Source organism: Mesorhizobium sp. M1027 (genome assembly GCF_040318745.1).
In the GTDB taxonomy this organism is placed as follows: Bacteria; Pseudomonadota; Alphaproteobacteria; order Rhizobiales; family Rhizobiaceae; genus Mesorhizobium.
The window spans coordinates 356,304-381,061 of the sequence record NZ_JAMYMW010000001.1 but is presented as its reverse complement, the minus strand read 5'-3'; the positions used below and the strand labels follow the sequence as shown (position 1 = coordinate 381,061).

Here is a 24,758-nt window from a genome sequence, read left to right as displayed (position 1 = left end):
TCAGTTGCTGTTGTGGGAGGAAACAAGCCGAACGTTTTCAGCTGCATAGCCGCCCTGCGGCAAGGCCTCAGCCTCGAGGAAGGACAGCGCCTTCGGGACAAAATCGGCGTAGTTCTGAAATACCCCGCCATGCCCGGCATCCGGGTAGATGACCAGATGCGCCCCCGGGATACGCCCGGCGAGATCGTAGGTATTGCTGCTCGGCACCATCCTGTCCTGGTCGCCATTCGCAACCAAAGTGGGAATGCGGATGGTGCTCAGGTCTTGTGGCGCCTGGAGTCCGTAGGCCTTGATCGCCTTGAGTTGCGCGCCGAACGCGCTCAGCGATATCGCCTTGTCCCGGTTGTTCCGGCGCTCCTTCAGCCGTTCCAGAAATGCGTTTGCGGCGCGGCGCCCATTCGGCGTTCTTGTGAAGAAGAGATAGTACTTCGGATCCCGAAAAGTCAGCGCGCCCTTGATCATGTCCACGATCGTCAGCGGCGTCACCTTGTCGATGCCTTGCCCACCGGCCGGCCCCGTGCCAGCCAGGATGAGTTTGCGCACAAGCTTGGGCTCGGTCAGCACAATCTCTTGCGCCACGAAGCCGCCGAGTGAAAAGCCGAAGAGATCGACTTCTTCGAACCCCAGCGCCCGGACAAAGGCGATTGCATCCCGCGCCATGCCGGAAATGGTCGACGGAGTTTTGCCACCCGAAGCACCGATGCCGCGATTGTCGAAGGCAATTACCCGCCGGGTCGCAGCGAGGCCATCGACGATGCGCGGATCAAAATTGTCCAGCTGAGCAGCCAGATGGTTGAGCAGGATCACCGGCACGCCCGCCCTGGGCCCGAGTTCCCTGTAAGCAAAGGCTGTGCCGCCGACATCGATCGAGAGCGTTGGCGCGTCCTGGAACAATGCCGGTGAACCGGGTAGATGATTGAATCTATGTATCATGCTTGGCGCCTCCGTTTCGTAGGGCCTGGCCAAACGTGTTGTGGTTGCTAGTCGCATGCGCGTGAAATCCTCTGGCTCGCCGTTGTTCAGACCGGCAGTCGGAACTGCTTGCGCAGGCTTTTGTCGAAAATCCCCGCGGGGGCAAAGCGGCGCAGCAGGCTGACCTGGCGCGCTGCCTTGCCAGCGGTATAGCGCCGCCGCGGACGGGCATCGGTCGCTGCCTTGACAACCACATCCGCCACCACTTCCGGCCGATCGGCCTTGGGCATCACATCGCCCAGCAGCGCCTTGAGCCCGGCTCGAGCCCGATCGTATTCCTTCAACAGCGAATCCGGCTCGATGCCGTTCTGGTCGAAGACGGTGCGAACGAATGCCGGCTCGATGACGGAAACGCGGACGTTGAAGGCGCGCACCTCGTGGTCGAGCGATTCCGAATAGCCTTCGAGCGCGTGCTTGACCGCCGAGTAATGAGCTGAGTATGGCGCGGGTACCAGTCCCAGAATCGAGCCGATATTGATGATGCGCCCTTCGCCGCGCCGCCGCATCGACGGCAACACCGCATTGGTCATCCGCATGACGCCGAACAGATTGACGTCGAACAGGGCTTGTACCTGTGCGACCGAGGATTCCTCGGCGCCTCCTAGCAGACCGACACCGGCATTGTTGACCAGGAGGTCGATCCGGCCGGTCTGCGCGAGCACGTTGGCAACGAGCGCATTGACGGCCGCATCATCGGTCACGTCGCATGCCAGCATGGTCACTCCGCCCGGACCATTACTGGTCTTGCGGCGACTTGTCCCGAAGACAGTGAAACCCGCCCGCGCCAAGGCCTCGGCGCTGGCGCGGCCGATGCCCGAGGAGGCCCCGGTCACGATTGCGGTCTTTTCAGAATTCCCATTCATTTTGATGTTCCAGGTTCGAGAGGTCTAGCTTATTTCCACGAATTGAATTATGGTCGTAATATCAGATTATGAGCATAATGCAATAGCAGGACAGGAAAGAAAGACCATGCGCTACGAAAAGGGCCGAAAAGACGCGTCACGCAGCCGGATCATGGAGGTCGCCGCCGAACGTTTTCGATCTGACGGCATCGCGGCGTCCGGGCTGGCGACCATCATGAGCGACGCCGGGCTGACGAACGGCGCCTTCTATCCGCACTTCCAGTCCAAGGCGGAGCTCGTCCGTGAAAGCGTGGCGGCGGCCTTGGACGCGCAGTCGCATGAAGTGCAGGAAGCATTGGCCGCCGGCGGCCCGGAAATGGCCATAGAGGCATATCTGTCGGCCGAGCACCGGGACAATCCCGGAAAGGGCTGCGCTTCGGCGGCGCTGTTGCCGGAAATAGCGCGGCAGCCGCCTGAAACGCGAGCCCTCTACGCCGAGCGCGTTCAATCCCTGGTGCGCCAGATCGCCGAAGCTCTGCCGCCGACCAATGATCCAGAGGGCGCTGCGTTGGGCATGTTTGCAACGCTCGTCGGCACGCTTCAACTCGCGCGCGCCGTGGAAGGGACGGAATTGTCGGATCGTATCCTTGCGGCGGGAGCAATTGCCGCAAAGGCGCTGATCCGGCCGGTTCAAGACGAGGTGGCCTCCTGAGGGCCGCCCGGACTATTCGGCCGGCTCGAATCTGCCTTGCACCAAGACTGTCTCCACCGGCCCAAGCGGATTGATGATCCGGCTCTCCAGGACTTCGATAAGTTTGCGTCCAACACCCGCCATATCCACGGAATGAACTCCGATCTTTGCGGGCAGGAAGCGTGCCAGCCGCGTGCTGTCGCGGGTGACGATGTGGACGTCACGGCCTGCTGCAAGACCCCGCTTGCCGAGAGCGTGCAACGCTCCCAGAAGGCCCAGTTCGTTGGCGCACGCCAAGCCCGTTGGCGGATCCGATGACGCCAGCAAGCGATCGAACCAGCCGGCGCTCGATTCCATGGTGAACATGCCATGACCGATCAGCGACTGGTCGATCGGAATACCGGCCTCGGCCATTGCCCTTCCATACCCGGAAAGACGCATGGCACTCGCCTGGTCCTCCGGAACGAGAAGTTGCAGCGCAATGCGTCGACAGCCCTTATCGATGAGCCGCCGGGTCGCCTCGTAGGCAATCTGTTCATTGTCGACATCGACATAGGGATAGGCCATATCCAGGTCGGTTCTTCCAAACGCGACGAATGGCATGCGTTGATCCAGCAGCAGCCTGACGCGCGGATCAGCCGACACCAGGCGTGTGATGATCAGGCCGTCTGCGCTGCGCGCCTGAAGCTGCCGCTGCACACTCTCAACGGGATCGTCGTCGGGAGTGGTGGAATAGATGGACAGACTATAGCCGGCTTGCCGCGCCGCCAGCGTCATGCCTTCGATCAAAGGAAGCTTCAACAGATCGGACAGATGGTCTCGTGTCTCCATCGGGAGTACCGCCGTCAGCGTCTGCGTTCGACCGGTTTTGAGCGCGCGACCATGATGATTTGGTAAATAGCCGACCCGCTTAGCCGCCTCCTTGACGCGGGCTATGGTCGAGGGCTGCACTTCCGGTCCATCCTTCAGAGCGCGGGACACCGTGGTCACCGAGAGGGAAAGTTCCGCGGCGATCTGCTTTAGATTGGCCATTGTTCGCCCGACTTCATTTGCGAAAGCGCCGGCTGATTTGCTGACCGCCTTAGCGTTACCGAATTCGACATCCCGGTCAATCCGAACTCCCATAGGAAGCAGCTTGACTCTAGCGTATCCAGATGCAATCGTAACGTTACGATTACAAAATAGTGGCTCTTTCAAGCAATATTCCATAAAAGTTGGGGAGGAGAACCTATGTCCTGGCTGCGCATTTCCTTAACAGCATTCGCAATCTCGGCTGCCCTGCCCGTGCATGCGCAGACGGTCACCATCACGACCGCGGGCGGTGACTATGGCAACGCCATCAAGGAGGCCATGTGGGGCCCGGCTGCAAAAGAGCTTGGCTATGATGTCCGCGAGGAGACGCAGAGCGACGGCCTGGCCGCCCTGAAGATGCAGGTTACCTCGGGTGCAGTCACGACCGATATCGTCCACCTGGGTTCGCCGGAAGGGGCGCAGGCTGCCGCGCAATCGCTGCTGGAGCCGCTCGACTACAAGATCATCAATCCGAAATCCGTGCCTGAGGGTGCAAAGTCCGACTACTGCTATCCGTTCGATTCCTATGGCACCGTCATGTCGTGGAACACCAAGACCTATGGCCAGAACCCGCCGAAGACGTGGGCGGAGTTCTGGGATGTTGCCAAATTTTCTGGCCGTCGCGCGTTGCGCGCCAATGCGCAAGACTCGATCGAGATCGCGCTTCTCTCCGATGGCGTGGCACCGGCGGAGGTCTATTCCGTGCTCAGCACGCCGGAAGGGCTAGAGCGCGCCATCAAGCGGCTTGAAGCGATTAAACCAAACGTCGCCGTGTGGTGGACCTCGGGCGCCCAGTCCGCGCAGTTGCTGAAAGACGGTGAGGCGGATTTGGTCATTACCTGGAACGGACGCGCCCAAACCGTGAAAGCAGATGGCGGCGCGGCTGACTACACGTTCAAGGGTTCGGTCATCGGCACGGACTGTCTTGGGGTGCCGAAGGGAGCGCCGAACAAGGAAGCCGCGATGAAGCTCATTGCAGCGATGACGCAGCCCGCGCGGGTTGCCAAGCTGACCGATTTCATTGCCTATGGCCCAGTCAATCCTGCGGCATATGAGGGTGGCCTTATTCCCGACGACCGTCTGAAGACACTTGCGACCGCGCCTGAAAATGCTGGCACTTCGGTGTTTTCCAATTCAGAATGGTGGGTCAAGAATGGCGAGGCTGCCCAAAGAGCCTTCGATGAAATGATGGCTCGCTGACTCTCAGCTCTGACGCATGTAGCGCAAAAATGTGCAGCGCGCGACAACGACATGCATGAAAACAAGAACCTAAAGCGCGTCGCGTGAAGCCGGTCGAACGCGACGCGCTTCAAGGCTGGAGCACATGATGAAGTCGCTCGCGATCACCATCGAAAGCGTGCACAAGGCTTACGGGTCCTACGTCGCACTGGATGATGTTTCGCTCGACATTCAGGCTGGCGAATTCCTCACGCTGCTAGGGCCATCCGGATCGGGCAAGACCACGTTACTCATGGCTCTGGCCGGTTTTGTCCGGCCGGATTCCGGTAAACTTTTCCTGGGCGATCGAGACATCACCCGCCTGCCGCCCAACAAACGAGACATCGGCATAGTATTCCAGAATTACGCCTTGTTTCCCCACATGAACGTCCTGGCGAACGTCGCGTATCCGCTGGTGCTGCGCAAGGTACCGAGGGCGGAGGCGCGTGAGCGGGCGCTTGATACCTTGGCCCGCGTGAAGCTGGATGGCCTGGCGGAGCGCAACGTTGCCGCACTGTCCGGCGGCCAACGTCAACGGGTGGCATTGGCACGGGCTATCGTCTTCGAACCGCGCGTGATGTTGATGGACGAGCCGCTGTCGGCGCTCGACAAGAATCTGCGCGAGACCATGCAGTATGAGATCCGGCGTCTGCATGATCATCTACGGATCACCACAATCTATGTGACCCACGACCAGCGCGAAGCGCTGATTATGTCTGACCGGATTGCGGTGATGAATTCTGGCCGCATCCAGCAGATAGATACGCCGCAGCGGATTTATGATCGTCCATCGACCCGCTTCGTCGCGGAGTTCATGGGCGAGGCCAACATTGTGGCCCCGGGCTCGGCGCGCAGAATCGACGGCGCCGAAGCATCACGCGAAACGCTGATGATCCGCGCCGAAAGCTTCCATCTTGATGCGAAGCTCGTCGGGGGAGACGGAGTGGCTCTCGAAGGAATACTGCGCACCAAAGCGTTCCGCGGCGAGAACTGGCTTTTGACGCTGGCGCTTGACGGTGGGCAAGAGGTTCTTGTCTGCATTCCGGCAGCGCTGGCCGGCGGCTGCGCCGAACTTGCCGCCGGTCAGCGGATGACCGCATATGCACCAGCAGCGAAGGTTCACGCGATACCGGCAGCGACGGCGTGACCGTCGTCCGGGATCCGGCGCTCGCAGCGGATGCACGGCGCGAGCGGCGGTTTTTTCTATCGCTTTCGCTCCCGGCGCTGTTCATCGTTGGACTGGCGGCGATACTGCCCATCCTTTGGATCATCCGGCAATCCTTCCTGACCACCGGAGGTGAGTACACCGTCGGCAATTACCAGAAGGTCCTTTCGAGCGGACTGACATGGTCGGCGCTCGTCACGACCCTCGAACTGTCCTTGGGTACGCTAGCGGCCTGCATTCTCCTCGGCACCCCTCTGGCGCTCGCTCTGGCCAGCGTCAGACCAAGGTTGGCCAACGTGCTCATGGCGTTCGTCATGCTGCCGCTGTGGACCTCCATTCTGGTGCGTACCTATGGTTGGCTCGTGCTCTTGCGGCGCGACGGCCTGATCAACGCGGCGTTGACCGGTTCAGGCCTGACGGCGGAGCCATTGCCGCTGGTCTACAACTTCACGGGAACGCTCATCGGCATGGTGCACTACATGCTGCCACTCTTTCTGCTGCCTGTTTATGCTGCGATGCGCGATATCGACCCAAATCTCATTCGCGCGGCAGCGAGCATGGGAGCCACTCTCAGGCAGGTCATCCGCACCGTCATTATGCCGCTTTCGGCGGGCGGCATCTTCTCGGGTTCGATCATCGTCCTCATCTACGCCATAGGTTTTTTCATCACGCCGGCGGTGCTTGGCGGCGGCAAGGTAAATCCGCTCTCTACCCGGATCGAGCGTACATTATCGACCTTTCAGGACTGGGGATCGGCGAGCGTCCTGGGCATTCTGCTCCTCGTTCTCATGGCGCTGATCGGTGTGATGTTGCTGGCGGCACGCCGGCTGGTGGCCCAGAACACCGTGGAAGCCTCCCATGCTTGAAGCCTATCCGCAAAACAGGCTCGCCCGCATTTTGCTCTGGAGCTTTGCCGCTCTTGTCATGGCATTTCTGGTGCTGCCGACGCTCGTGGTGGTGCCGCTTTCCTTTTCGGCATCGAATCTCCTCGAGTTTCCGCCGCACGCCTACTCGTTGCGCTGGTACGAGAACTTCTTCGGCTCGGCAACGTGGATGGCCGCGCTGAGGACGAGTTTGATCCTTGGGACGTTGACGGCGTTGATCGCGGTGCCTTTCGCGCTGCTCGCCTGCATTTCAATGAACCGGCTGGGCGGAAAGACCGCTGCGGCCATCCAGAGCGTCCTGCTGACCCCCTCGATCACCCCAGGTATCCTGCTTGCGATCGGTCTCTTCTTTGTGTTGGCCGCACAACATCTGATCGGAACGCTATTCGGTGTGCTGGTCGGACATGTGGTGCTGGCCGTTCCGGTCGCCTGCATTGTGTTGCTACCCGCTCTCGCCCGCTTTGACTGGAACCAGGTTCAGGCGGCGCGCAGCCTCGGCGCAAACTGGGCCAGAGCCATTGGCGGAATAATCGTTCGCAACTTCGGATCAGCTTGCTGTCGGCGACATTGATGGCGTTCCTGACTTCGCTCGACGAGTCTGTGATTTCGATCTTTATCGCAAGCGGTCGCAACAGCACGATGCCGAAGCTTATGTTCCTGTCGCTGCGCGATCAGATCGATCCGACCATTGCGGCGATCTCGACATTGTGGACCGTCATCGTCGTGGCCGTGGTCCTGATTGTGACCCTTCGCCAAAAATCCTGACCGAGACTGGAAACATGCCCGCCAATCACCATGCAGCCGACGATCTGACGGATCATTCGACGGACATCCCTCAGGTAGGGTTGGCCATCATCACCGGGTCGGCAAACTGGGGGCTTGCCTTCCCGGAAGATGTCGAATTCGATGGTGTGCGCACCTTGCGGCGCGACATGAGTTTTGAAACACCTTTCGGTCGCACCGACAACTGGAAGCTGCTCGAGTTCGATGCGTCGATCACAGCGGAAGGGAGAGCAAAGCGCGCGCTGTGCATGTATTCGCACGGCAATCCCCGCGACCGTATCGACCATTCCTGCCATCGCCGCGCGTTCTGGGTCTTGATGCGGGCGGGTGTACGGCAAGTTCTCGCCTGCTCGACTGTAGGCGCCGTCAACAAGGCGATCCAGCCGGGCGACATGGTGGTGACAGCCGACATCATCGAACTGACGCAGACCCCGTTTTCACTGTTGCCTGACCGCCAGAGCTTTGACTGTTCGGGCAAGCAAATCGTGTGTCCAAGATGTGCGGCGGTTCTGGTCGAAACGGCCCGCCGTCATTGGCCAGCCGAATGCCGCGTTTATGGCATCGAACAGCAGTTGGTGGCTGCCCACTGTTATGGGCCCCGGCTGACAACGCCAGCCGAAGCCTTGGCGTATCGGGGCATGGGGGCGGATGTACTCAACCATTCCATCGCCCCTGAGGCGACCTTGTCGCGCGAGATCGGCGCGTGTTTCGTGCCTTGCGCGTTCGTGACGGCGGGCTTCAACGACTATATGGATCGCAATCGCCAGAAATTGCTGCAGGAGGACGTGCTGCCCAATCTCTCCATGACAGCCTCGCGGGTCGCGCTGGAGACCGCCGCGCGACTTCCTGCTGATCCGGCATGCTCCTGTCAGGGCTTGAAGTCGCCTCAGCCGAAAGAACGCTCCAGCCGGTTCTGAGATACCCGCCAGATGGCTGAAGCTCTGCCGCAGACTAGGGATCTCGAGAGTTGTGTGCGTCAAGCTCTGCAAAAATGGCGTTGCATTCAGCGATGACGTTGGCGTGTCCGCCGGGCAGCCGGTAAGCCTATGGGAGCCGGTCTAGGGCCTCCGCAACTTTTACTCTCAGTTGCGCTTCGTCAAGATAGAATCTAGGATTCTCTCTAATCAAGCTGATATCGGAAGTATATGAGTCAATGCCCGCAAAGATCTCATCTATCACCTTAAACTCCTGCTCTGGGATGGCTCGCGTCTCATCCTTAAATTTCTTTAAGTAAATTTCTACCAACTTAGGAGCATCTATTTCCCCTGCGAGAAAAGTTTCAACCAACGCACGGTATTCGCCAGATACGCTGCTCATAGTTCGCCTCCCAGTTTTCCGGTCGTCAAGACATATTCTAACTGCTTGGGACTGAGCTTCCATCAAGACAGGAGATTTCCTGAACTATCGCGAATGACATTCAAGCCGGTTTGCGGGTCGACGAAGTGCGTTACTGATTGCTCTTGGTAAGTTCCTGGATGGCCTGCGTCATCTCGGCCTCCAAAGCCTCCTGCACCACAATCTGCAAGACCTTGCGAAAGCCGTCCTCATCCGACGACAGCAACGCTTTCAACTCGCCCTCTGCTCAGCCTATTTCTCGATTGGTCATGGCACTCCCCTTCCACGGGAATCGGTGGTCGAAACGTCACCAGCGTGCCATGGCAGCCCCTTGCCTCAGGCCAAGAGCTGTTCTCTCTCCAGAGCTTTTGCAGAACCTTCAGGACACTATCATCCCGAGGCGCCGCGCTGGGCATGTTCGCGACGCTCGAGTCGTACGCTTCGGCAGCGGCAGTCCAACCCTAAGGCAGCCTGAACCGGTATTCCGTCACGTGATGGTAGATCTGCCCGGGCCACAGCGTGGCTTGCGGGAAATACGGCCGGTTCGGCGCATCCGGCCAGATTTGCGGCTCCAGGCAGAAGCCCGAAAAGGCCTTGTATTGACGCCCCCCCAATCCAGGCGAAGACGGCGCCAAGTACTGGCCGGTATAGAGCTGGACGCCCGGCTCCGTGGTCCAGAGCTCCATCTCGACGCCGGAATTCGCGCCCTGCGCCCATGATGCCTGTTTCAGCGGTCCGCGCGTCGAGGCGAGGCAGAAATTCTGGTCATAGGGGAGCTGTTCGCCCTCGGTCTCCATGCGCAGCGGCCGCGCCTGGCGAAAGTCGAAAGGCGTGCCGTCGACCGGCTTGACCGTGCCTGTCGGGATCAGATCGGCGTCGACAGGAAGATAAGCGCCGGCATTCAGCATCAGCCGGTGGTCGAGAATGTCGCCGGCGCCGCCGTCATCCAGGTTGAAATAGGAATGCTGGGTGAGGTTGCAGAGCGTCGGCTCCTCGCAGGTGGCGGTCAGTTCGACGCTGAGCGTGCCGGGGATCTTCAGCCGGTAGGTGCAGGTCACGTCGAGCGCGCCGGGAAAGCCCATCGTGCCGTCGGGGTCGTGCAGGGTCAGCGTGACAAAATCCCTGCCATGCAGCGAAACCGCCCAGGCCCGGCGCGAAAAACCTTGCGAACCGCCATGCAGCGTGTGCTTTTCGAGGAAATTGCGCTCGGTCTGATAGCGTTTGCCGGCAAGCGTGAAGCGGCCGTCGCGGATACGGTTGGCGTAGCGCCCGACGACGGTGCCGAAGAAGGCGGTATCGGTCTCATAATGCTCGAATCGGTCATAGCCGAGCACCAGCGGCGCGTCGTGCCCGGCCAGACGCAGATCCTGGATGATCGCACCCAGCCCGATGATGTTGGCGGTAAGGCCGCCGCCACGGATGGTGAAGCGGCGGACGGCCTCGCCCGCCTGCGTCGTGCCGAAAACCTCGCCGTCCTTCATTGCCATGCTCGCAAGTTTGCTGCTCGATGCCAGCCTGGCCTTTCGAAGCGGCCCAGGGTCGTTTTCGGTATTACCGCATCAGGCTTCTAGAGACCAAGTCCGCCGATGCAGACATATTTGGTGTCCAGATAATCCTCGATGCCCTGATGGCCGCCTTCCTTGCCGAGGCCCGATTCCTTGACGCCGCCGAACGGTGCCTCCGGCGTGGTGATCAGGCCTTCATTGACGCCGACCATGCCGTATTTCAGGCCTTCCATGACCCGGAAGGCGCGGCCAAGATCGCCGGTGTAGAAGTAGGCGGCAAGGCCGAACTCGGTGTCGTTGGCAAGCGCAATGGCCTCTTCCTCGGTCTCGAACTTGAATACCGGTGCTACCGGGCCGAAGATTTCTTCCTTCATGAAGCGCATCTTCGGCGTGGCATTGGCGATCACCGTCGGCTGGAAGAACGAGCCGCCGAGCGCGTGGCGCTTGCCGCCGGCGACGACCTTGCCGCCTTTGGCAGTAGCGTCGGCAATCAGCTCCTCGACCTTCTCCACCGCCTTCTCATCGATCAGCGGTCCCTGCTGGACACCCTCCTCGAGGCCGGAACCGACCTTCAGCCCGTTGCTCGCAGCAGCCAGCTTTTCGACGAACTGGTCATAGATGCCGGCCTGCACCAGGAAGCGGTTGGTGCAGACGCAGGTCTGGCCGGAATTGCGGTACTTGGCGGTGATGGCGCCAGCGACGGCCCGCTCGATATCGGCGTCGTCGAAGACGATGAACGGCGCATTGCCGCCGAGCTCCATCGACACTTTCTTGACGGTCACCGACGACTTCTGGATCAGGATCTTGCCGACCTCGGTCGAGCCGGTGAAGGTGATCTTCTTGACCAGTGGGTTGGCACAGATCTCGTCGCCGATCTCACCGGCGGCGCCGGTCAGGATATTGATTACGCCTTTGGGGAAGCCGACTTCCTCGGCAAGCGCGCCCCAGGCAAGGCCGGAATAAGGCGTCTGCGACGCGGGCTTGACCACGGCGGTACAGCCGGCCGCAAGCGCCGGGCCAAGCTTGCGGGCCAACATCGAGGATGGGAAATTCCACGGCGTAATGGCGGCGATGACGCCGACCGGCTCCTTGGTCACCAGGATACGGCGGTCCGCCCAGGGCGACGGAACGACGTCGCCATAGGTGCGGCGGCCCTCTTCGGCGAACCACAATATGTAGGACGCGGCCGAGCCGATCTCGCCCTTCGATTCGAACAGCGACTTGCCCTGCTCGATGGTCAGCAGTTCGGCCAGCACGTCCTGATTGTCCATCATCGCGTCGTGCAGCTTGCGCAACAGCTTCGAGCGTTCGAGCGCGGTGGTCTTGCGCCATGTCTGGAAGGCAGCGTCGGCGGCTTCGATGGCGCGGCGGGTCTCGGCCTTGCCCGACTTCGGCACTGTGCCGATCTTGAGGCCGGTGGCAGGATTGTTGACGTCGATCGTCTGGCCTGAATCGGCCTGCACCCATTCGCCATTGATGAGATTGGCCTGCCGCATGAAATGGCTGGTTTTCTGAAGCATGATCTCGCCTCCGTTCGGCACCTGGCGGGCCGGTCGCTGATTTCGTGAATGGACGTGCGCGATAGCATCGCTAGAGCCACTGCTCTTAGCCCAGGGCAAGCCCCGCAAGCAATCACAAGATGGCATATAGGGTTTGGGCCAGCCAAAGCGAGAGCGATGCAGCCAAGGCTCCAGGGTATGTTGAGATTCAGGTCAGGCCGAGTCGAGAAGGGTGGGTTCCGAGAACCGGAACGGAGCGGACATTCGGGTCCGTGAGTACCGGAAGCGCAGGAAACCGCCATTCGCAGGCCGGCATCACCTGAATATCGACATACCCTACCCAAAAACATGGACGACCACCGTCAGCCAAAACGCAGTGGTCACGACAGCACAGGCGGTGGCGATGGTCATCTGGTTCGACGCCAGCGCCTGGCCGGTGTTGAACTGCACCGCGATGAGATAGGAATTGATGCCGGACGGCAACGCCGCAACCATCACCGCCACCTTGGCCGTCAATGGCGGCAGGCCGATCAGCCACACCAGGCCGAGAACCAGCGCCGGCATCAGGAACAGCTTCAGCGCCGACAGCGCCAGCGCCGGCCTTACATTGCCGGAGATGCCAAAGCGGCGCAGGCTGAGCCCCATGGCAAACAGCGCAACCGGGGCGGCCGTGCCGGCCAGCGCGTCGCTCAGCCGCGTCGCAAGCACCGGCAGCGGCGCACCGGTGAAGCGCCACGCCAGCCCGGCCAGTATGCCGATGATCAGCGGATTGATGAGTACCCTCCTGAGAAAGCTCCTGACGACACGGACCGGATGCACAGGCTCGCTGCCGCCGCGGCCGAACATCTCGAACAGGATGATCGAGGCCATCATCATCACCGGCAGGTGAATGGAGACGAGCAGTGACAGCACTTCGAACCCGGCCGGCCCGAACACGCCGATGATGAAGGGCGCGCCGAGCAGGACGACGTTGGAGAAGGACGACGATACGCCGCCGACGACGCCGGCGCGGGCGTCCCGCCCGAAGATGCGCGTAACAACCAGATGGCCGGTGGCCCAGGTGAGCGCGACCGCCGCGAAATAAGCGCCCCATAGCGACCACGGCGCCACGCCGTGGAAATCGGCCTTTACCATGGTCTGGAACAGCAAAAGCGGCATTGCCACGTTGATGGCGAATTCGGATACGCCCTCGCCGCTCGCCGGCTTCAAATAGCCGGTCAACCCGGCAAGATAGCCGAGCCCGACGAGACTGAAGACGAAGAGGACGGTTTCGGTAAGCGGAGACATTTTTCCCGTGATAGGCGGGGCCGGGCGGCGGCGCAACCGCCCTTCCCTCGCGAATGTACCGGCCAACAATCCGGCCGCTCGGATCTTGTCCGAATTTGCCCATGGTTGGATGCCAGCGCTATACAGGGCTGTCGGGGGACACGCGGCGAATGGGCCTTGTCGGAAATCAGCACTTCTTCAAGCAGGCGTGGCTGACGGCTTTGGTCGGCGCCATGCTTTGCCTCGTGGTGACCTCGGCTCACGCCGCGGAGCCGGAGAGCCTCAAGGGCGTGGCGCTGATTGTCGGCCAGTCGAAATACCAGCACATAGCGGCTCTTCCCAACCCCGCCAACGACGCCCGCGACATCGCCAAGATGCTGACCGATCTCGGCTTCGACGCGCGCAGCGTCACCGACCGCGACGCGGCAAAGCTGAAGCGCGACCTCGAGCGTTTCGCTGAGGATGCCGAGGACGCCGACGTCGCCTTGATCTACTATTCCGGCCACGGCATCGAGGCCGGCGGCGAAAACTATCTGGTGCCGGTCGACGCCGACGGTGGTCATTGAAGGACGCCGATCAGGCCCTGGTGCCGATCTCCGCCGTCATGGACGAATTGAAGACGACCGTGCCGGTAACGATCATGCTGCTCGATGCCTGCCGCACCAACCCGTTTCCGGCGGATGCGGTGCTGCGCCGGGCGCCGACGGCCTCGGCCTCGCCGGTCAGCGCCGGCGGATTGGAGCCGGTGCGCGGCGCCAGGGCACTGGCGAACGTTACCGCGACGGAAAATCTGGGGACGGTGATCGGCTTTGCCGCCGAGCCGGGGCGGCCGGCACTCGACGGCATCGTCGGCGAAAACAGCCCCTACGCAGCGGCACTTCTGCGCCACCTCGCGGCAATGAAGGGCACCGAGTTCGGCTCGGTCATGCGCATGGTGACCGAGGAGGTCTATCTCGACACCAAGGCAAAGCAGCGGCCATGGGTCAATGAAAGCCTGCGCCGGCTGCTCTATTTCGGCGTTGCACCGCAGGAACCGACCGGCGACGACGGGCTGATCACTGGCGAGCGGCGGCTATTGCTGCTGACGATCGCCGAGTTGCCGAACCCCAAGCGGGCACAGGTCGAACTGGCCTCGCTGCAGGACGGCGTGCCGCTCGACGCGCTTTATGGCGTGCTGAAGGCACTCGGCACCGAAAAGATGCCGGAGGACCCCGCCGACCTGCAAAAGCTGCTCGATGCTCAGGCCGAGCGCCTGAAGATGATCTCCGAGCGCAACGCGCTGCGCACCGACGACCCCGAGATCAGCCGCCTCGTCGCCTCGGCCGACAAGGCGATCGGCCAGGGCGCTATCGTCACTGCGCGCAACTTCCTCGACAAGGCAGTGGGCCGGGTCGAGCAGGCCAGCGGCGTGGTCGACCGGGCAGAGGATCTGGTCAGGCAGAAGCGTCTTGCCGACGCGGCGATCTATGCCAGGCGCGCCGACGCTTCGGCGCTGGTCTTCGACTATCTGTCCGCCGCCAACGATTACGGCAAGGCCTTCTCGCTGGTCGAGAAATGGGACGGCAGGCTGCGGTGGAACTACAAGAACCAGGAGGCGGAAGCGCTCGATGCGCATGGCGACGCCACCGGCGACAGGCAAGCGCTGCAGCACGCCATAGACGCCTACCGCGTCATCCTGAACTTCATCCCTAATGGCGAGCAGAACCGGGATTGGGCGATTACCCGCAACAACATGGCGGTGGTGCTGCAGACGATCGGCGAGCGCGAGCGCCAAACCGACCGGCTCGAAGAGGCCGCGAAAGTCTTTCGCGATTCGCTTGCCGTGTTCGAGCGCGAGAAGGATGATCTCAACTGGGCGGCCGCCCAGAATAACCTGGCCAATGTGCTGTTGAAGATCGGCGAACGCGAGAGCGACCCGAAACGCCTGAACGAGGCAGTGGTGGCGATGCGCGCCACGCTGGAGAAGCGGCCGCGCGGCAAAGTCCCGCTGGACTGGGCCGCCTCGCAAAGCAACCTTGGCCTTGCGCTTTACGCGCTTTCGGAACGCGAACCGGGCGGCGCGCGCCTGACCGAGGCCGAGGCCGCCTACCGGCTGGCGCTTGAAGAATACACGCGCGAAAAGGCGCCCGTTCCGTGGGCGATGGTCCAAAACAATCTCGGCAACACGCTGGTGTCTCTCGGCACGCAACGCAACGACAAGGCAAAAATCGACGAGGCAGCCGCGGCATTCCGCGCCGCGCTCGAAATCCGCACACGCGACACCTTCCCGCTCTCCTGGGCGAGCAGCCGTCTCAATCTGGGTAACGCGCTGAGCAGTGCTGCCCGTTTCGATCTCGGCACCGGCCTGCTCGAAGAGGCGGCTGCCGCCTATGGCGACGCGCTGACCATATTTACACGCCAACGTTTTCCAACGGATTGGGCTTCGGCGGAGAACAATCTCGGCTCGATCTACCAGACGCTCGGCCAGCGCACGCGCGATCCTGCCAGGCTTGAGCAATCGGCTGCTGCATACCGGGCGGCACGGCGCGTCTATACCAAGAAGGAGTTTCCGCTCGACTGGGCGATGACCCACTACAATCTCGGCAACACGCTGCAACTGCTCGGCGGCGTGACTGACAAGCCGGTGCACTACGAGGCGGCGATCGAGGCCTATCGCGATGCACTGCGCGAATACAAGCGCGAGACGACGCCGCGGCAATGGGCGCTGGCCCAGGCCGCCCTCGGCTCGGCGCTGCAATGGCTGAGCATGAGCGAGGCCGACACCAGCAAACTGGTCGCTTCGATCGCCGCGCGCCGGGCGGCGCTGGAGGTGCTGACCTTCGAGACCTCGCCCGTCGATTGGGCAAACGCGCAGAACGGCATCGGCATGAGCCTGATCAATCTCGGCAATCTCGAACGGACCGGCAGATATCTGGACGACGCCGAAGCCGCCTTCGAGGCGACGCTCAAGGTCTTCACCCGCGAAGGCCAGCCGATGCAATGGGCCTTCGAGCAGAACAATCTCGGCGACGTCCACTGGAACCGCGGCAGCTATGGCGGCGGCAATGCCGAATACCAAAAGGTGATCGAATTCTTCGAGAACGCCAAGCAAGGCTTTACCGAAGCCGGCTACACACTCCCCATCCCGCTGACCGACCGCAAGATCGATCTGGTGAAGAAGCAGATAGCGAAGAAATAGGCGTCTCGGCCACAGGTTGCACTCGGCTTGTCTTTCAGCCGGCTTTGCCGTCCCTATATGCCGGTCACCGGGGACCTGCCTGCCGGTCACCCGAAAAGGATGTCTGATGCTTCGATTTGTGCTGGCGCTGCTGCTGCTTGCCGTTTCCGCCACAGCCCATGCGACGGAAGCCGGCTGGGCGCTGCTCCGCGACGGCGGGCATGTGGTCCTGCTTCGCCATGCCATGGTCACCGGCACCACCGATGCGGCCAATTTCGACCTCGGCAAATGCGCGACCCAGGTCAATCTCTCTGAGCGCGGCAAGCAACAGGCGCGCAAGATCGGCGCGCTGTTTGGCGCCCGCGCCGCACCGGTCGAGCGCGTGCTGTCCAGCCGCTATTGCCGCTGCCTCGAGACCGCCCGCATCGCTTTCGAAAGCGAGCCGGAGCCGTTCGCACCGCTTGACCTGCTGAAGACCGACGAAAAGGAAAAGGCCGACCAGATTGCTGCGATCCTTGCCGAGATCCGCGGCTATTCCGGCTCCGACAATCTGGTCATGGTCACGCATCTCGAAAACATCAAGGAATTGACCGGGATCTCGCCGCGTGAAGGCGAGGCCGTGGTCGTCGAGCCGCAGGGCGACGGCCTGCGAGTACTCGGCCGCGTCACTTTCTGACTGCGCCGGAGCCGGTTGAAGCGTTCGCTAGTAGTGAAATCTAGCGTTTGGTACCTTAAGCGGAATACCGGTTCCGACCCGCGATGAGGTCTGATCGAGTCCAAGGTCGACATTGACCCTTAGTCAGGACCAACGAGCGCTTTCAACGAAAGCGAATGCGATGGTACCGTCTCATCAGGACTTCCGAGCCGTGACAACGGGCGAGGTTTTCGTCCTTTACTTTGCCGGCCGGAGCCTCAGCGGCCGAAAAAACGCCCGGATGTCCTCGACCAGGAGTTCGGGTTGCTCAATCGCCGCGAAATGTCCTCCTTTCGGCATGTCGGTCCAGCGCTCGACACGGAAGACTCGTTCGACCCAGGAGCGAGGTGGCATAGGAAGCTCTCGAGGGAAGACTGCAACGCCTAGGGGCGGTGTTATTCGCTCCCTTGGCCCGAAGATCAGGGGGCAGAGCCGGTTCTCTTTGTAAATCCGGAGCGAGGCCTCGATCGTGTTACCGAACCAGTAGAGCGAGATGTCGGTAAGCAGCGTGTCTAGAGGGATGGCGCGTTCGAGTTCGCCTTCGCAGTCGCTCCAACTGCGGAACTTCTCGGCAATCCATGCGGCTAGCCCGATCGGGGAATCTGTCAGTGCAAAGGCTAGCGTCTGGGGCTTGGTCCCCTGCAGAAAAGCGTAGGCCCCCTCCGTCGCGGCGAAATTCGCCGCACTGTCGAGGAATGCCTTCTCCTCCGGCGTGACAGGTGGGTCGTCGCGACCGAGGGTCGGGCGGAAACTGCCTGGAATGTAATTCAGGTGCAATCCGATAAGATCCTCCGGGTAAAGCTGAGCGAGCCAGGTCGAGACGCCGGCGCCGATGTCGCCACCTTGTGCGGCGAAGCGATCATATCCCAGTTCGCGCATCAGCCCCCGCCACAGCTTCGCGACATGCTTTGAGCTAACGCCAGCCTGACGCGGCGGGGACGAGAAGCCGAAACCCGGAAGCGACGGTGCGACGACATCGAAGGCGTCATCGGCATCCCCGCCGTATTTGGCAGGATCCGTGAGCAGCGGAATGACATGCTCGAACTCGGCGAAGGAGCCGGGCCAGCCATGAGTGAGGATCAACGGCAAGCGCGCTGACCCCTTTCCTTTCTGGTGAACGAAATGGATGTCGCACCCGTCTATCGTGACCCTAAACTGAGGCAACAGGTTCAGACGTTTTTCGTGATCGCGCCACCTGAAATCGTATCCCCAGTAACGTGAAAGCTTTCTGAGGAAATCAACGTCAGTACCGTCCTCCCATCCGTATGCGAAGATCGACGACGGCCATCTTGTCGCTTGGATACGACGCTGTAGGTACTCGATCTGTTCATCCGGGATGTGGATGTGGAAGGAATGAATGGCCACGGGTGTTGCTCCGATCAGCGGCGAAGAATTGTCCCATCAAGGCACAGAACGAAGGAAAACTCACTGAGCGACAGCTTTGTCCGCTACTTGCTGGTTCCCATCTACGAGACGAAGGTAACATTCCACCCTTGGTGGCAATTCGTTTAAGTTACCTGGCGTCAGATTTTCACCGCTACCAGCCAAGCGTCGACACGGAGCTTCCATCCCTCGATCATGTCCGCGAACGCGTCCTCCGTCAGTTCGGACAGATACGATGCTCCTGCCGGGCTCAAGGCCGTGAACGCATAGGTAATCGACGCCTCCGTGCCTCCGTTAGTGTCGGTCGGCAGGCCACCTCGACAAATCCGAAACGCGAATCCGGCGTAACGCGAACATAGCGGATGCGATGCGCCAGCCGTCCACCCAGGCTCATGTCGCGATGCTCAGCCAAGGCCTTGAGCACCTTCGCCAATCGTTTTTCCAGGCGCACCCGGTCTGCGAGCGTTTCTGTAGTCATAGATCTTCGTGGTACATTGGTACACGCAATGACCAGAGATGGGACGGTTTGGGCATATCGCCGGGAGGGGTTGCCAGCGACCCCTATTGCTCTGCCAGAACATCAATCCCAGCTGCGGTCGGCGCATCAGGCCTTTTCCTGCCCGGAAAAACCGATTAGACAGCGCCAAACACATGCGGACAGATTCCGCCCGCAATCGAAGGAAAAGCCCTTGTCCACCACGTTCGACAACGTCGCCAAGATCATCGCCGACACCAGCGAGATCGATATCGAGACGATCACGCCCGAAAGCCACACCATCGACGATCTCGGCATCGACAGCCTCGACTTCCTCGACATCGTCTTTGCCATCGACAAGGAATTCGGCATCAAGGTGCCGCTGGAAAAGTGGACGCAGGAGGTCAACGACGGCAAGGCTTCGACCGACGACTATTTCGTCATGAAGAACCTGTGCGCCAAGATCGACGCGCTCGTCGCCGCCAAGAACGCCGCGTGAACACAGCGCCTGACGCGCCCGACCCACAACAGCCCCCAATGAACCCCCACGACGTCGTCATATCAGGCATCGGCCTTGTCTCGTCGCTGGGCGAGGGTCCGGATGCGCATTGGCAAAAGCTTGTCCAGCCGCGCCTTGAGCCGGTTCTGGAGGCCTCGCGCTTCTCGCCCTATACGGTCCATCCGCTACCGGAGATCGACTGGAACCTGCAGATCGCCAAGCGCGGCGACCAGCGGCAGATGGAGACCTGGCAGAGGCTCGGCACCTATGCGGCCGGCCTTGCGCTCGACGATGCCGGCATCAAGGGCAATGACGAACTCTGCGCGACCATGGACATGGTGGTGGCCGCCGGCGGCGGCGAGCGCGACGAGGCGGTCGATGCGGCCATTCTCGCGGCATCGGAAAGCCGCAATGACCGCGACGTGCTGCTTAACGAGAAGCTGACCACGGAATTGCGCCCGACGCTGTTTCTGGCACAGCTTTCCAACCTGCTCGCCGGCAACATCTCGATCGTCCACAAGGTGACAGGCTCCTCTCGCACCTTCATGGGCGAGGAAGGTGCGGGCGTTGCCGCGGTCGAGACGGCGGCCGCGCGCATCCGCTCCGGCCAGTCGACGCATATACTGGTCGGCGGCGCTTTCCAGACCGAACATTCCGACATGCTGCTCGGCTATGAATTGGCCGGCTACCTGCATCGCGGCGCGTGGCGGCCGGTCTGGCAGAGGCAAGGCGCCGAAGGCGGCGGTGTGGTGACCGGATCCGGCGGCGCGTTTCTCGTCCTGGAGCAGCGCGAGCACGCGGAAAGCCGTGGCCGGAAGATCTACGCGGAACTCGGCCCGGTCCTGTCCGGTCGCGCCAGGCGACGGCGGGGCGAACTCGCCGGTGAGATCGCCGCGCTGTTGAAGCAAGCCGCATTGCCGGACGGCGAACTGCTGGCGATCTCCGGCGCTTCGGGCGCCCATGCCGCGACCGCCGCCGAGAAATCGGCACTCGAGGCCAATCCGGCGATCGCCGCACGCGGCTTTTCGACGCTGACCGGCCACATGAAGGAAGCGCAGTTCCCCTTTGCCGTTGCGCTGGCGGCCCTGGCTGTCGACCGCAAGGCGGCCTACCCTGTCTTCGACGCCACAGTCGAAAAACCGTTTTCCGGCGTCCCGAAGACCGTCCTTGCAACGGCGATCGGCTATCACCAATTCGAGGGCATGGCGCTGATCAAAGCCGCCTAGAGCATCGGACCGAAAAGTGTGATGCGGTTTTCGGGCGATCCGATTGCTGCAAGAGAAACAGGTTTTTGGACAACAAATGGCCAATCTGAACGACCATATGGGCAGGCCTATCGTCGCGGTCACCGGCATCGGCGTGGTGACGTCGCTCGGTGTCGGCAAAGCCGACAATTGGGCGGCACTTACGTCAGGCAAATCCGGCATCCATCCGATCACCCGCTTCCCGGTCGATCATCTCAACACCCGCATCTCCGGCATGGTCGATTTCCTGCCGTCGAGTTCCAAGGGCGCCAGTCTTCTCACCTATGAGCTTGCCGAAACCGCCGCCCAGGAAGCGATGTCGGAGGCCGGCCTCGATGCCGGCGATTTCGGCGGACCGCTCTTCCTCGCTTCGCCGCCGGTCGAGCTCGACTGGAGCGAGCGCTTTTCGCTCTACAATTCCGACACGCACGACACCGGTGCAGAGAGGCTGCTGCGGGTAGCGCGCGGCCTCAGGGAACTCGACATCTTCGAGACCACCCAGTTCGGCTCGATCGCCGACCGGCTTGCCGACCGTTTCGGCACGCGTGGCCTGCCGATCACGCTGTCGACCGCCTGCGCTTCGGGCGCCACGGCGATCCAGCTCGGTGTCGAGGCGATCCGCCGCGGCGAATGCGACAGGGCGCTGTCGATCGGCGCCGACGGCTCGGCGACCGCCGAGGCGCTGATCCGCTTCTCGCTTCTGTCCGCGCTCTCCACCCATAACGACATCCCCGAAAAGGCCTCAAAACCCTTCTCCAAGGACCGCGACGGCTTCGTGCTGGCCGAAGGCTCGGGCGCCCTTGTGCTGGAATCGCTGGAGGCAGCACTGGCCCGCGGCGCCACCGTTCTCGGCATATTGCGCGGCTGCGGCGAAAAGGCCGACGACTTCCATCGCACCCGCTCCAAGCCGGACGGTTCGCCGGCGATCGCGGCGGTGCGCGCCGCTCTTGCCGATGCCGGCTTGAGCGAGGACGGGATCGATTATGTCAATGCCCATGGCACCTCGACGCCGGAAAACGACAAGATGGAGCACTTGTCGCTGTCGACGGTATTCGGCGAGCGGATCTCATCAATGCCGGTCTCGTCGAACAAGTCGATGATCGGCCATACCCTATCGGCTGCCGGTGCCGTCGAGGCCGCATTTTCGCTGATGACGATGCGCGAAAGCGTCATTCCGCCGACCATCAACTATGACAATCCCGACCCGGCGATCGTGCTCGACGTGGTGCCGAACACCAAGCGCAACGCCGAGGTCGGCACCGTCCTGTCGAACTCCTTCGGCTTCGGCGGCCAGAACACCTGCCTTGTCATGGCGCGGGAACCGGTCTAAGCGACCGTTCCGCTCTAGCACTTTTGTCGTGCGCATGGTCCTTTCCGAAACGGTTCTCGGTCCTGCGCAACCTGGGATCTGGCATGCGCGCATTGCAACTTATCGAGGATCGCCGGCTTGAAACGGTGGACCTGCCGCCACCGCCGCCGCCGTCGCTCGGCGAGGTGACGCTGCGCATCAAGGCCGTGGCGCTGAACCATATCGACGTCTGGGGCTGGCGCGGCATGGCTTTCGCCAAGCGCAAGCTGCCGCTGGTCGTCGGCGCCGAAGCCTCAGGCGAGGTCGAGGCGGTCGGCCCCGGCGTTTCCAGCCTCCTGCCCGGACAGTTGGTGTCGATCTATGGCGCCCGCACCTGCGGGCTTTGCCGCGCCTGCCGCGAAGGCCGTGACAATCTCTGCGAGCATGTTTCGGGCGTCCACGGCTTCCATCTCGACGGCTTTGCGCAGGAAAAGATCAACTTGCCGGCGCGCCTTCTGGTCCCCGCCCCGCCAGGCGTGAGCGAAATCGGCGCGGCGGTGGCGCCTGTCACCTTCGGCACGGTCGAGCACATGCTGTTCGACAATGCCCGGCTGCAGCCCGGCGAGACGATACTGGTCCATGCCGGCGGCTCCGGCATCGGCTCCGCCGCTATTCAGCTGGCCAAGAAGATGGGCTGCACGGTCATCACCACCGTCGGCTCGAACGACAAGATCGACAAGGCCAAGGCGCTCGGCGCCGACCACGTCATCAATTACCGCGACGACCGCTTCGAGGGCGTCGTGCGCAAGCTGACCAAGAAGAAGGGCGTCGACGTGGTGTTCGAGCATGTCGGCGCCGACACCTTTGCCGCGTCCATGCTGTGCCTCAAACGCGGCGGCCGGCTGGTCACCTGCGGCTCGACCTCCGGCGTGTCGACGCAGATCAATTTGATGCAGTTGTTCCAGCAGCAGCTGAAGCTGCTCGGCTCGTTCGGCTGCCGCATGGAAAACATGGCCGACGGCATGCAGAAGATGGCGGCGGGCCTGGTCGCGCCGGTGATCGACACCGAGGTCGGCTTCGACGGCATCGATGCGGCGCTGAAACGCATGGAAGGCCGCGACGTCTTCGGCAAGATCATCCTGCGCGTCGGCTGAGAATGATCGGCAACGCCTTCAAGAAGATCCGCAGGGACCTGGGATTCCGCTATGGCAGGCGGCTTCGCCAGTTCAATTACTGGCTGGTCGCGCGGGTCGCGATGATCATCATCTCCGCGCTGCGCCTGCTGCCGCCCGACAGCGCGCTCAATTTTGCCGACCGCGCCGCCCGCCGCATCGGCCCTTGGGTGGCGCGCCATCAGGTTGCGGTCGACAATCTGCGCCAGGCCTATCCGGAAAAAAGCGATGCCGAGATCGAAGCGATCGCTTCCGACATGTGGGGCAACATGGCCCGCCTGGCCGCCGAATACATCTTTCTCGATGCTTTGTTCGACTACGATCCCACTGCGACGAAGCCGGGCCGTGTCGAGGTCAAGGGCGTGGACCATTTCGTGCGCATCGCGGGCGAGGACAAGCCGCATATCGTCTTCACCGGGCATCTCGGCAATTTCGAGCTGCTGCCGGTGGCGGCGGCGACCTTCGGCATGAACATCACGGCGCTATTTCGCCCGCCCAACAACCCTTACCTCGCCGACTACATCCTCTCGACCCGCCGCTCGAGCATGGGATCGCTCCTGCCGTCTTCGACCGGTGCCTCGTTCGCGCTTGCGGCCGTCCTGGAGAAGGGCGGCAATATCGGCGTGCTGGTCGACCAGAAATTCACCGGCGGGCTCGAGACGACATTCTTCGGCCGCCCCTGCGAGAGCAACCGGGTCCTCGGCACCCTGGCGCGACACTACGATTGCGATGTCTACCCGGCGCGCTGCGTGCGCTTGCCGAACAATCGTTTCCGGCTCGAGATCGAGGACAAGCTCACCTTGCCGCGCACCGCCGGCGGCAGTGTCGACGTCCCCGCCACCACCCAGCTTCTCAACGACGTGGTCGAGCGCTGGGTGCGCGAAGACCCCGGCCAGTGGATGTGGTTCCACAAGCGCTGGGAGATCAGCAAGCGCAAAAAGCGGCGGCCGACGACAATGCGCGACAAAGCCGCTTGAGCGGAAACCATAGCAAGCGTTTTCCGCAACTAACGTATTTTGTTCTTGCTTTGTGCCGGCAGCTATGCTATAAACTAGTTATGGTTCTATTTGGCCCCGACGAACCCGCCGCTCCGGCGGGTTTTTGTTGCGGGCCGGGGAACAGACCCTAATTCGTCACGAGGATTCGCGTATTGCCGAAGCCGGCTTTGCGCACCATCGAATAGAATGCGGCCGCGTTGCTGGGGTGAAGGCGCACACAGCCATGCGATGCCGGGCGCCCCAATTGCCGGATCGCGCCGGTGCCGTGGATGGCATAGCCGCCGCGGAAGAACACCGAATAGGGCATCGGCGACATGTCGTATTTGCGCGAATACCACATCCGGGCCGTCCGCTGTGGACGATAGCTGCCGCGTGGCGTGATGTAGCCTTTGCGGGCGGTGGAAACGCTCCACCGGTAATACGACAGCCCGTATCTTACCGTCATCGTCTGTGAGGAAATATCGATGTTCGCGACCAGGCTGGCCGCACGGCTTTCGAACGACGAACCGAACAGCATCGCTACTAATGCCGCTGCCATGAGAACAGTGTTTTTCATGCAATCAAACCCCTTTGATGCCCCTTGCCTGCCTGCCCTCACGCTGTTCCCCAGCGTTTTG

25 protein-coding genes are annotated in these 24,758 nt (G+C 62.0%); 15 read left to right on the top strand and 10 right to left on the bottom strand.

The annotated features are described in order from the left end of the window. Nucleotides 1-933 carry an alpha/beta fold hydrolase gene (locus NKH50_RS01780; RefSeq protein ID WP_352876290.1) on the bottom strand — a complete coding sequence of 311 codons (933 nt, stop codon included), beginning with the start codon at nucleotides 931-933 and terminating at the stop codon, nucleotides 1-3. An 86-nt stretch (nucleotides 934-1,019) separates the two neighbouring features. After that, on the bottom strand, nucleotides 1,020-1,835 hold the full coding sequence (locus tag NKH50_RS01775; protein ID WP_352500909.1) for an oxidoreductase: 816 nt from the start codon (nucleotides 1,833-1,835) through the stop codon (nucleotides 1,020-1,022). Between the two features lie 106 nt (nucleotides 1,836-1,941). On the opposite strand from NKH50_RS01775, the gene NKH50_RS01770 reads away from it, so the two are divergent. Beyond that, complete coding sequence (locus NKH50_RS01770; RefSeq protein WP_352704634.1) at nucleotides 1,942-2,526, top strand: TetR/AcrR family transcriptional regulator; 585 nt, start codon at nucleotides 1,942-1,944, stop codon at nucleotides 2,524-2,526. 12 nt (nucleotides 2,527-2,538) lie between these two features. Here NKH50_RS01770 and NKH50_RS01765 read toward each other — a convergent pair whose 3' ends face one another. Next, nucleotides 2,539-3,702 (bottom strand): LacI family DNA-binding transcriptional regulator, encoded by a 1,164-nt coding sequence (locus NKH50_RS01765; RefSeq protein WP_352876287.1) that lies wholly within the window; start codon nucleotides 3,700-3,702, stop codon nucleotides 2,539-2,541. A gap of 33 nt (nucleotides 3,703-3,735) precedes the next feature. Between NKH50_RS01765 and NKH50_RS01760 the strand changes: the two genes are divergently transcribed. The 6 genes from NKH50_RS01760 to NKH50_RS01735 all read left to right on the top strand — a co-directional run bounded on the left by NKH50_RS01760 (nucleotide 3,736) and on the right by NKH50_RS01735 (nucleotide 8,543). Beyond that, complete coding sequence (locus NKH50_RS01760; RefSeq protein ID WP_352876284.1) at nucleotides 3,736-4,776, top strand: ABC transporter substrate-binding protein; 1,041 nt, start codon at nucleotides 3,736-3,738, stop codon at nucleotides 4,774-4,776. Between the two features lie 127 nt (nucleotides 4,777-4,903). Next, nucleotides 4,904-5,941: an ABC transporter ATP-binding protein gene (locus NKH50_RS01755; RefSeq protein WP_352876281.1), complete on the top strand. Its 1,038-nt coding sequence runs from the start codon at nucleotides 4,904-4,906 to the stop codon at nucleotides 5,939-5,941. Further along, nucleotides 5,938-6,825, top strand: a complete 888-nt coding sequence (locus tag NKH50_RS01750) for an ABC transporter permease (protein WP_254818216.1) — start codon at nucleotides 5,938-5,940, stop codon at nucleotides 6,823-6,825. Before NKH50_RS01755 ends, NKH50_RS01750 begins: the two co-directional genes overlap by 4 nt. Then, nucleotides 6,818-7,414, top strand: coding sequence for an ABC transporter permease (locus NKH50_RS01745; protein WP_352876279.1), 597 nt, complete (start codon nucleotides 6,818-6,820; stop codon nucleotides 7,412-7,414). Before NKH50_RS01750 ends, NKH50_RS01745 begins: the two co-directional genes overlap by 8 nt. Continuing rightward, nucleotides 7,411-7,608: a hypothetical protein gene (locus tag NKH50_RS01740; RefSeq protein WP_352876276.1), complete on the top strand. Its 198-nt coding sequence runs from the start codon at nucleotides 7,411-7,413 to the stop codon at nucleotides 7,606-7,608. Before NKH50_RS01745 ends, NKH50_RS01740 begins: the two co-directional genes overlap by 4 nt. Before the next feature lie 14 nt (nucleotides 7,609-7,622). Continuing rightward, nucleotides 7,623-8,543: a phosphorylase family protein gene (locus NKH50_RS01735; protein WP_352876273.1), complete on the top strand. Its 921-nt coding sequence runs from the start codon at nucleotides 7,623-7,625 to the stop codon at nucleotides 8,541-8,543. Nucleotides 8,544-8,670: 127 nt separating this feature from the next. Here NKH50_RS01735 and NKH50_RS01730 read toward each other — a convergent pair whose 3' ends face one another. The 5 genes from NKH50_RS01730 to NKH50_RS01710 form a co-directional block, all read right to left on the bottom strand. Next, nucleotides 8,671-8,943 carry a colicin immunity domain-containing protein gene (locus tag NKH50_RS01730; RefSeq protein WP_352753435.1) on the bottom strand — a complete coding sequence of 91 codons (273 nt, stop codon included), beginning with the start codon at nucleotides 8,941-8,943 and terminating at the stop codon, nucleotides 8,671-8,673. Between the two features lie 130 nt (nucleotides 8,944-9,073). Continuing rightward, entirely contained in the window at nucleotides 9,074-9,196 is a 123-nt protein-coding gene (locus NKH50_RS01725; RefSeq protein ID WP_352505781.1) for a hypothetical protein, read from the bottom strand. Between the two features lie 226 nt (nucleotides 9,197-9,422). Further along, nucleotides 9,423-10,448: an aldose epimerase family protein gene (locus NKH50_RS01720; RefSeq protein WP_254818213.1), complete on the bottom strand. Its 1,026-nt coding sequence runs from the start codon at nucleotides 10,446-10,448 to the stop codon at nucleotides 9,423-9,425. A gap of 80 nt (nucleotides 10,449-10,528) precedes the next feature. After that, nucleotides 10,529-11,986 carry an NAD-dependent succinate-semialdehyde dehydrogenase gene (locus NKH50_RS01715; protein WP_352876268.1) on the bottom strand — a complete coding sequence of 486 codons (1,458 nt, stop codon included), beginning with the start codon at nucleotides 11,984-11,986 and terminating at the stop codon, nucleotides 10,529-10,531. Nucleotides 11,987-12,301: 315 nt separating this feature from the next. Beyond that, a complete protein-coding gene (locus tag NKH50_RS01710; RefSeq protein WP_352876266.1) occupies nucleotides 12,302-13,252 on the bottom strand; it encodes an AEC family transporter in 951 nt (316 codons plus the stop codon). A gap of 149 nt (nucleotides 13,253-13,401) precedes the next feature. On the opposite strand from NKH50_RS01710, the gene NKH50_RS01705 reads away from it, so the two are divergent. From NKH50_RS01705 to NKH50_RS01695, 3 genes are all read left to right on the top strand, one after another. Next, the gene (locus NKH50_RS01705) at nucleotides 13,402-13,797 is read left to right on the top strand and encodes a caspase family protein (protein ID WP_352876263.1); all 396 of its coding nucleotides are present in this window, start codon (nucleotides 13,402-13,404) and stop codon (nucleotides 13,795-13,797) included. Continuing rightward, nucleotides 13,794-16,409 (top strand): caspase family protein, encoded by a 2,616-nt coding sequence (locus tag NKH50_RS01700; RefSeq protein WP_352876260.1) that lies wholly within the window; start codon nucleotides 13,794-13,796, stop codon nucleotides 16,407-16,409. The genes NKH50_RS01705 and NKH50_RS01700 overlap by 4 nt, the downstream gene beginning before the upstream one ends. 106 nt (nucleotides 16,410-16,515) lie before the next feature. Continuing rightward, nucleotides 16,516-17,064: a histidine phosphatase family protein gene (locus NKH50_RS01695; RefSeq protein WP_254818209.1), complete on the top strand. Its 549-nt coding sequence runs from the start codon at nucleotides 16,516-16,518 to the stop codon at nucleotides 17,062-17,064. A 216-nt stretch (nucleotides 17,065-17,280) separates the two neighbouring features. Here NKH50_RS01695 and NKH50_RS01690 read toward each other — a convergent pair whose 3' ends face one another. Next, entirely contained in the window at nucleotides 17,281-18,447 is a 1,167-nt protein-coding gene (locus NKH50_RS01690; RefSeq protein ID WP_352876256.1) for an epoxide hydrolase family protein, read from the bottom strand. A gap of 707 nt (nucleotides 18,448-19,154) precedes the next feature. Here NKH50_RS01690 and NKH50_RS01685 point away from each other — a divergent pair. From NKH50_RS01685 to NKH50_RS01665, 5 genes are all read left to right on the top strand, one after another. Then, complete coding sequence (locus NKH50_RS01685; protein ID WP_352737194.1) at nucleotides 19,155-19,439, top strand: acyl carrier protein; 285 nt, start codon at nucleotides 19,155-19,157, stop codon at nucleotides 19,437-19,439. A 38-nt stretch (nucleotides 19,440-19,477) separates the two neighbouring features. Then, nucleotides 19,478-20,665 (top strand): beta-ketoacyl-ACP synthase, encoded by a 1,188-nt coding sequence (locus NKH50_RS01680; RefSeq protein WP_352737195.1) that lies wholly within the window; start codon nucleotides 19,478-19,480, stop codon nucleotides 20,663-20,665. Nucleotides 20,666-20,741: 76 nt separating this feature from the next. After that, nucleotides 20,742-22,013 carry a beta-ketoacyl-ACP synthase gene (locus NKH50_RS01675; protein WP_023676464.1) on the top strand — a complete coding sequence of 424 codons (1,272 nt, stop codon included), beginning with the start codon at nucleotides 20,742-20,744 and terminating at the stop codon, nucleotides 22,011-22,013. Nucleotides 22,014-22,096: 83 nt separating this feature from the next. Then, entirely contained in the window at nucleotides 22,097-23,125 is a 1,029-nt protein-coding gene (locus NKH50_RS01670) for a zinc-binding dehydrogenase (RefSeq protein ID WP_352876253.1), read from the top strand. 2 nt (nucleotides 23,126-23,127) lie between these two features. Beyond that, on the top strand, nucleotides 23,128-24,120 hold the full coding sequence (locus NKH50_RS01665; RefSeq protein WP_352876250.1) for a lipid A biosynthesis lauroyl acyltransferase: 993 nt from the start codon (nucleotides 23,128-23,130) through the stop codon (nucleotides 24,118-24,120). Nucleotides 24,121-24,268: 148 nt separating this feature from the next. On the opposite strand, the gene NKH50_RS01660 is transcribed toward NKH50_RS01665, so the two are convergent. Next, on the bottom strand, nucleotides 24,269-24,697 hold the full coding sequence (locus tag NKH50_RS01660) for a L,D-transpeptidase (protein ID WP_254818202.1): 429 nt from the start codon (nucleotides 24,695-24,697) through the stop codon (nucleotides 24,269-24,271). Between the last annotated feature and the right edge of the window lie 61 nt (nucleotides 24,698-24,758).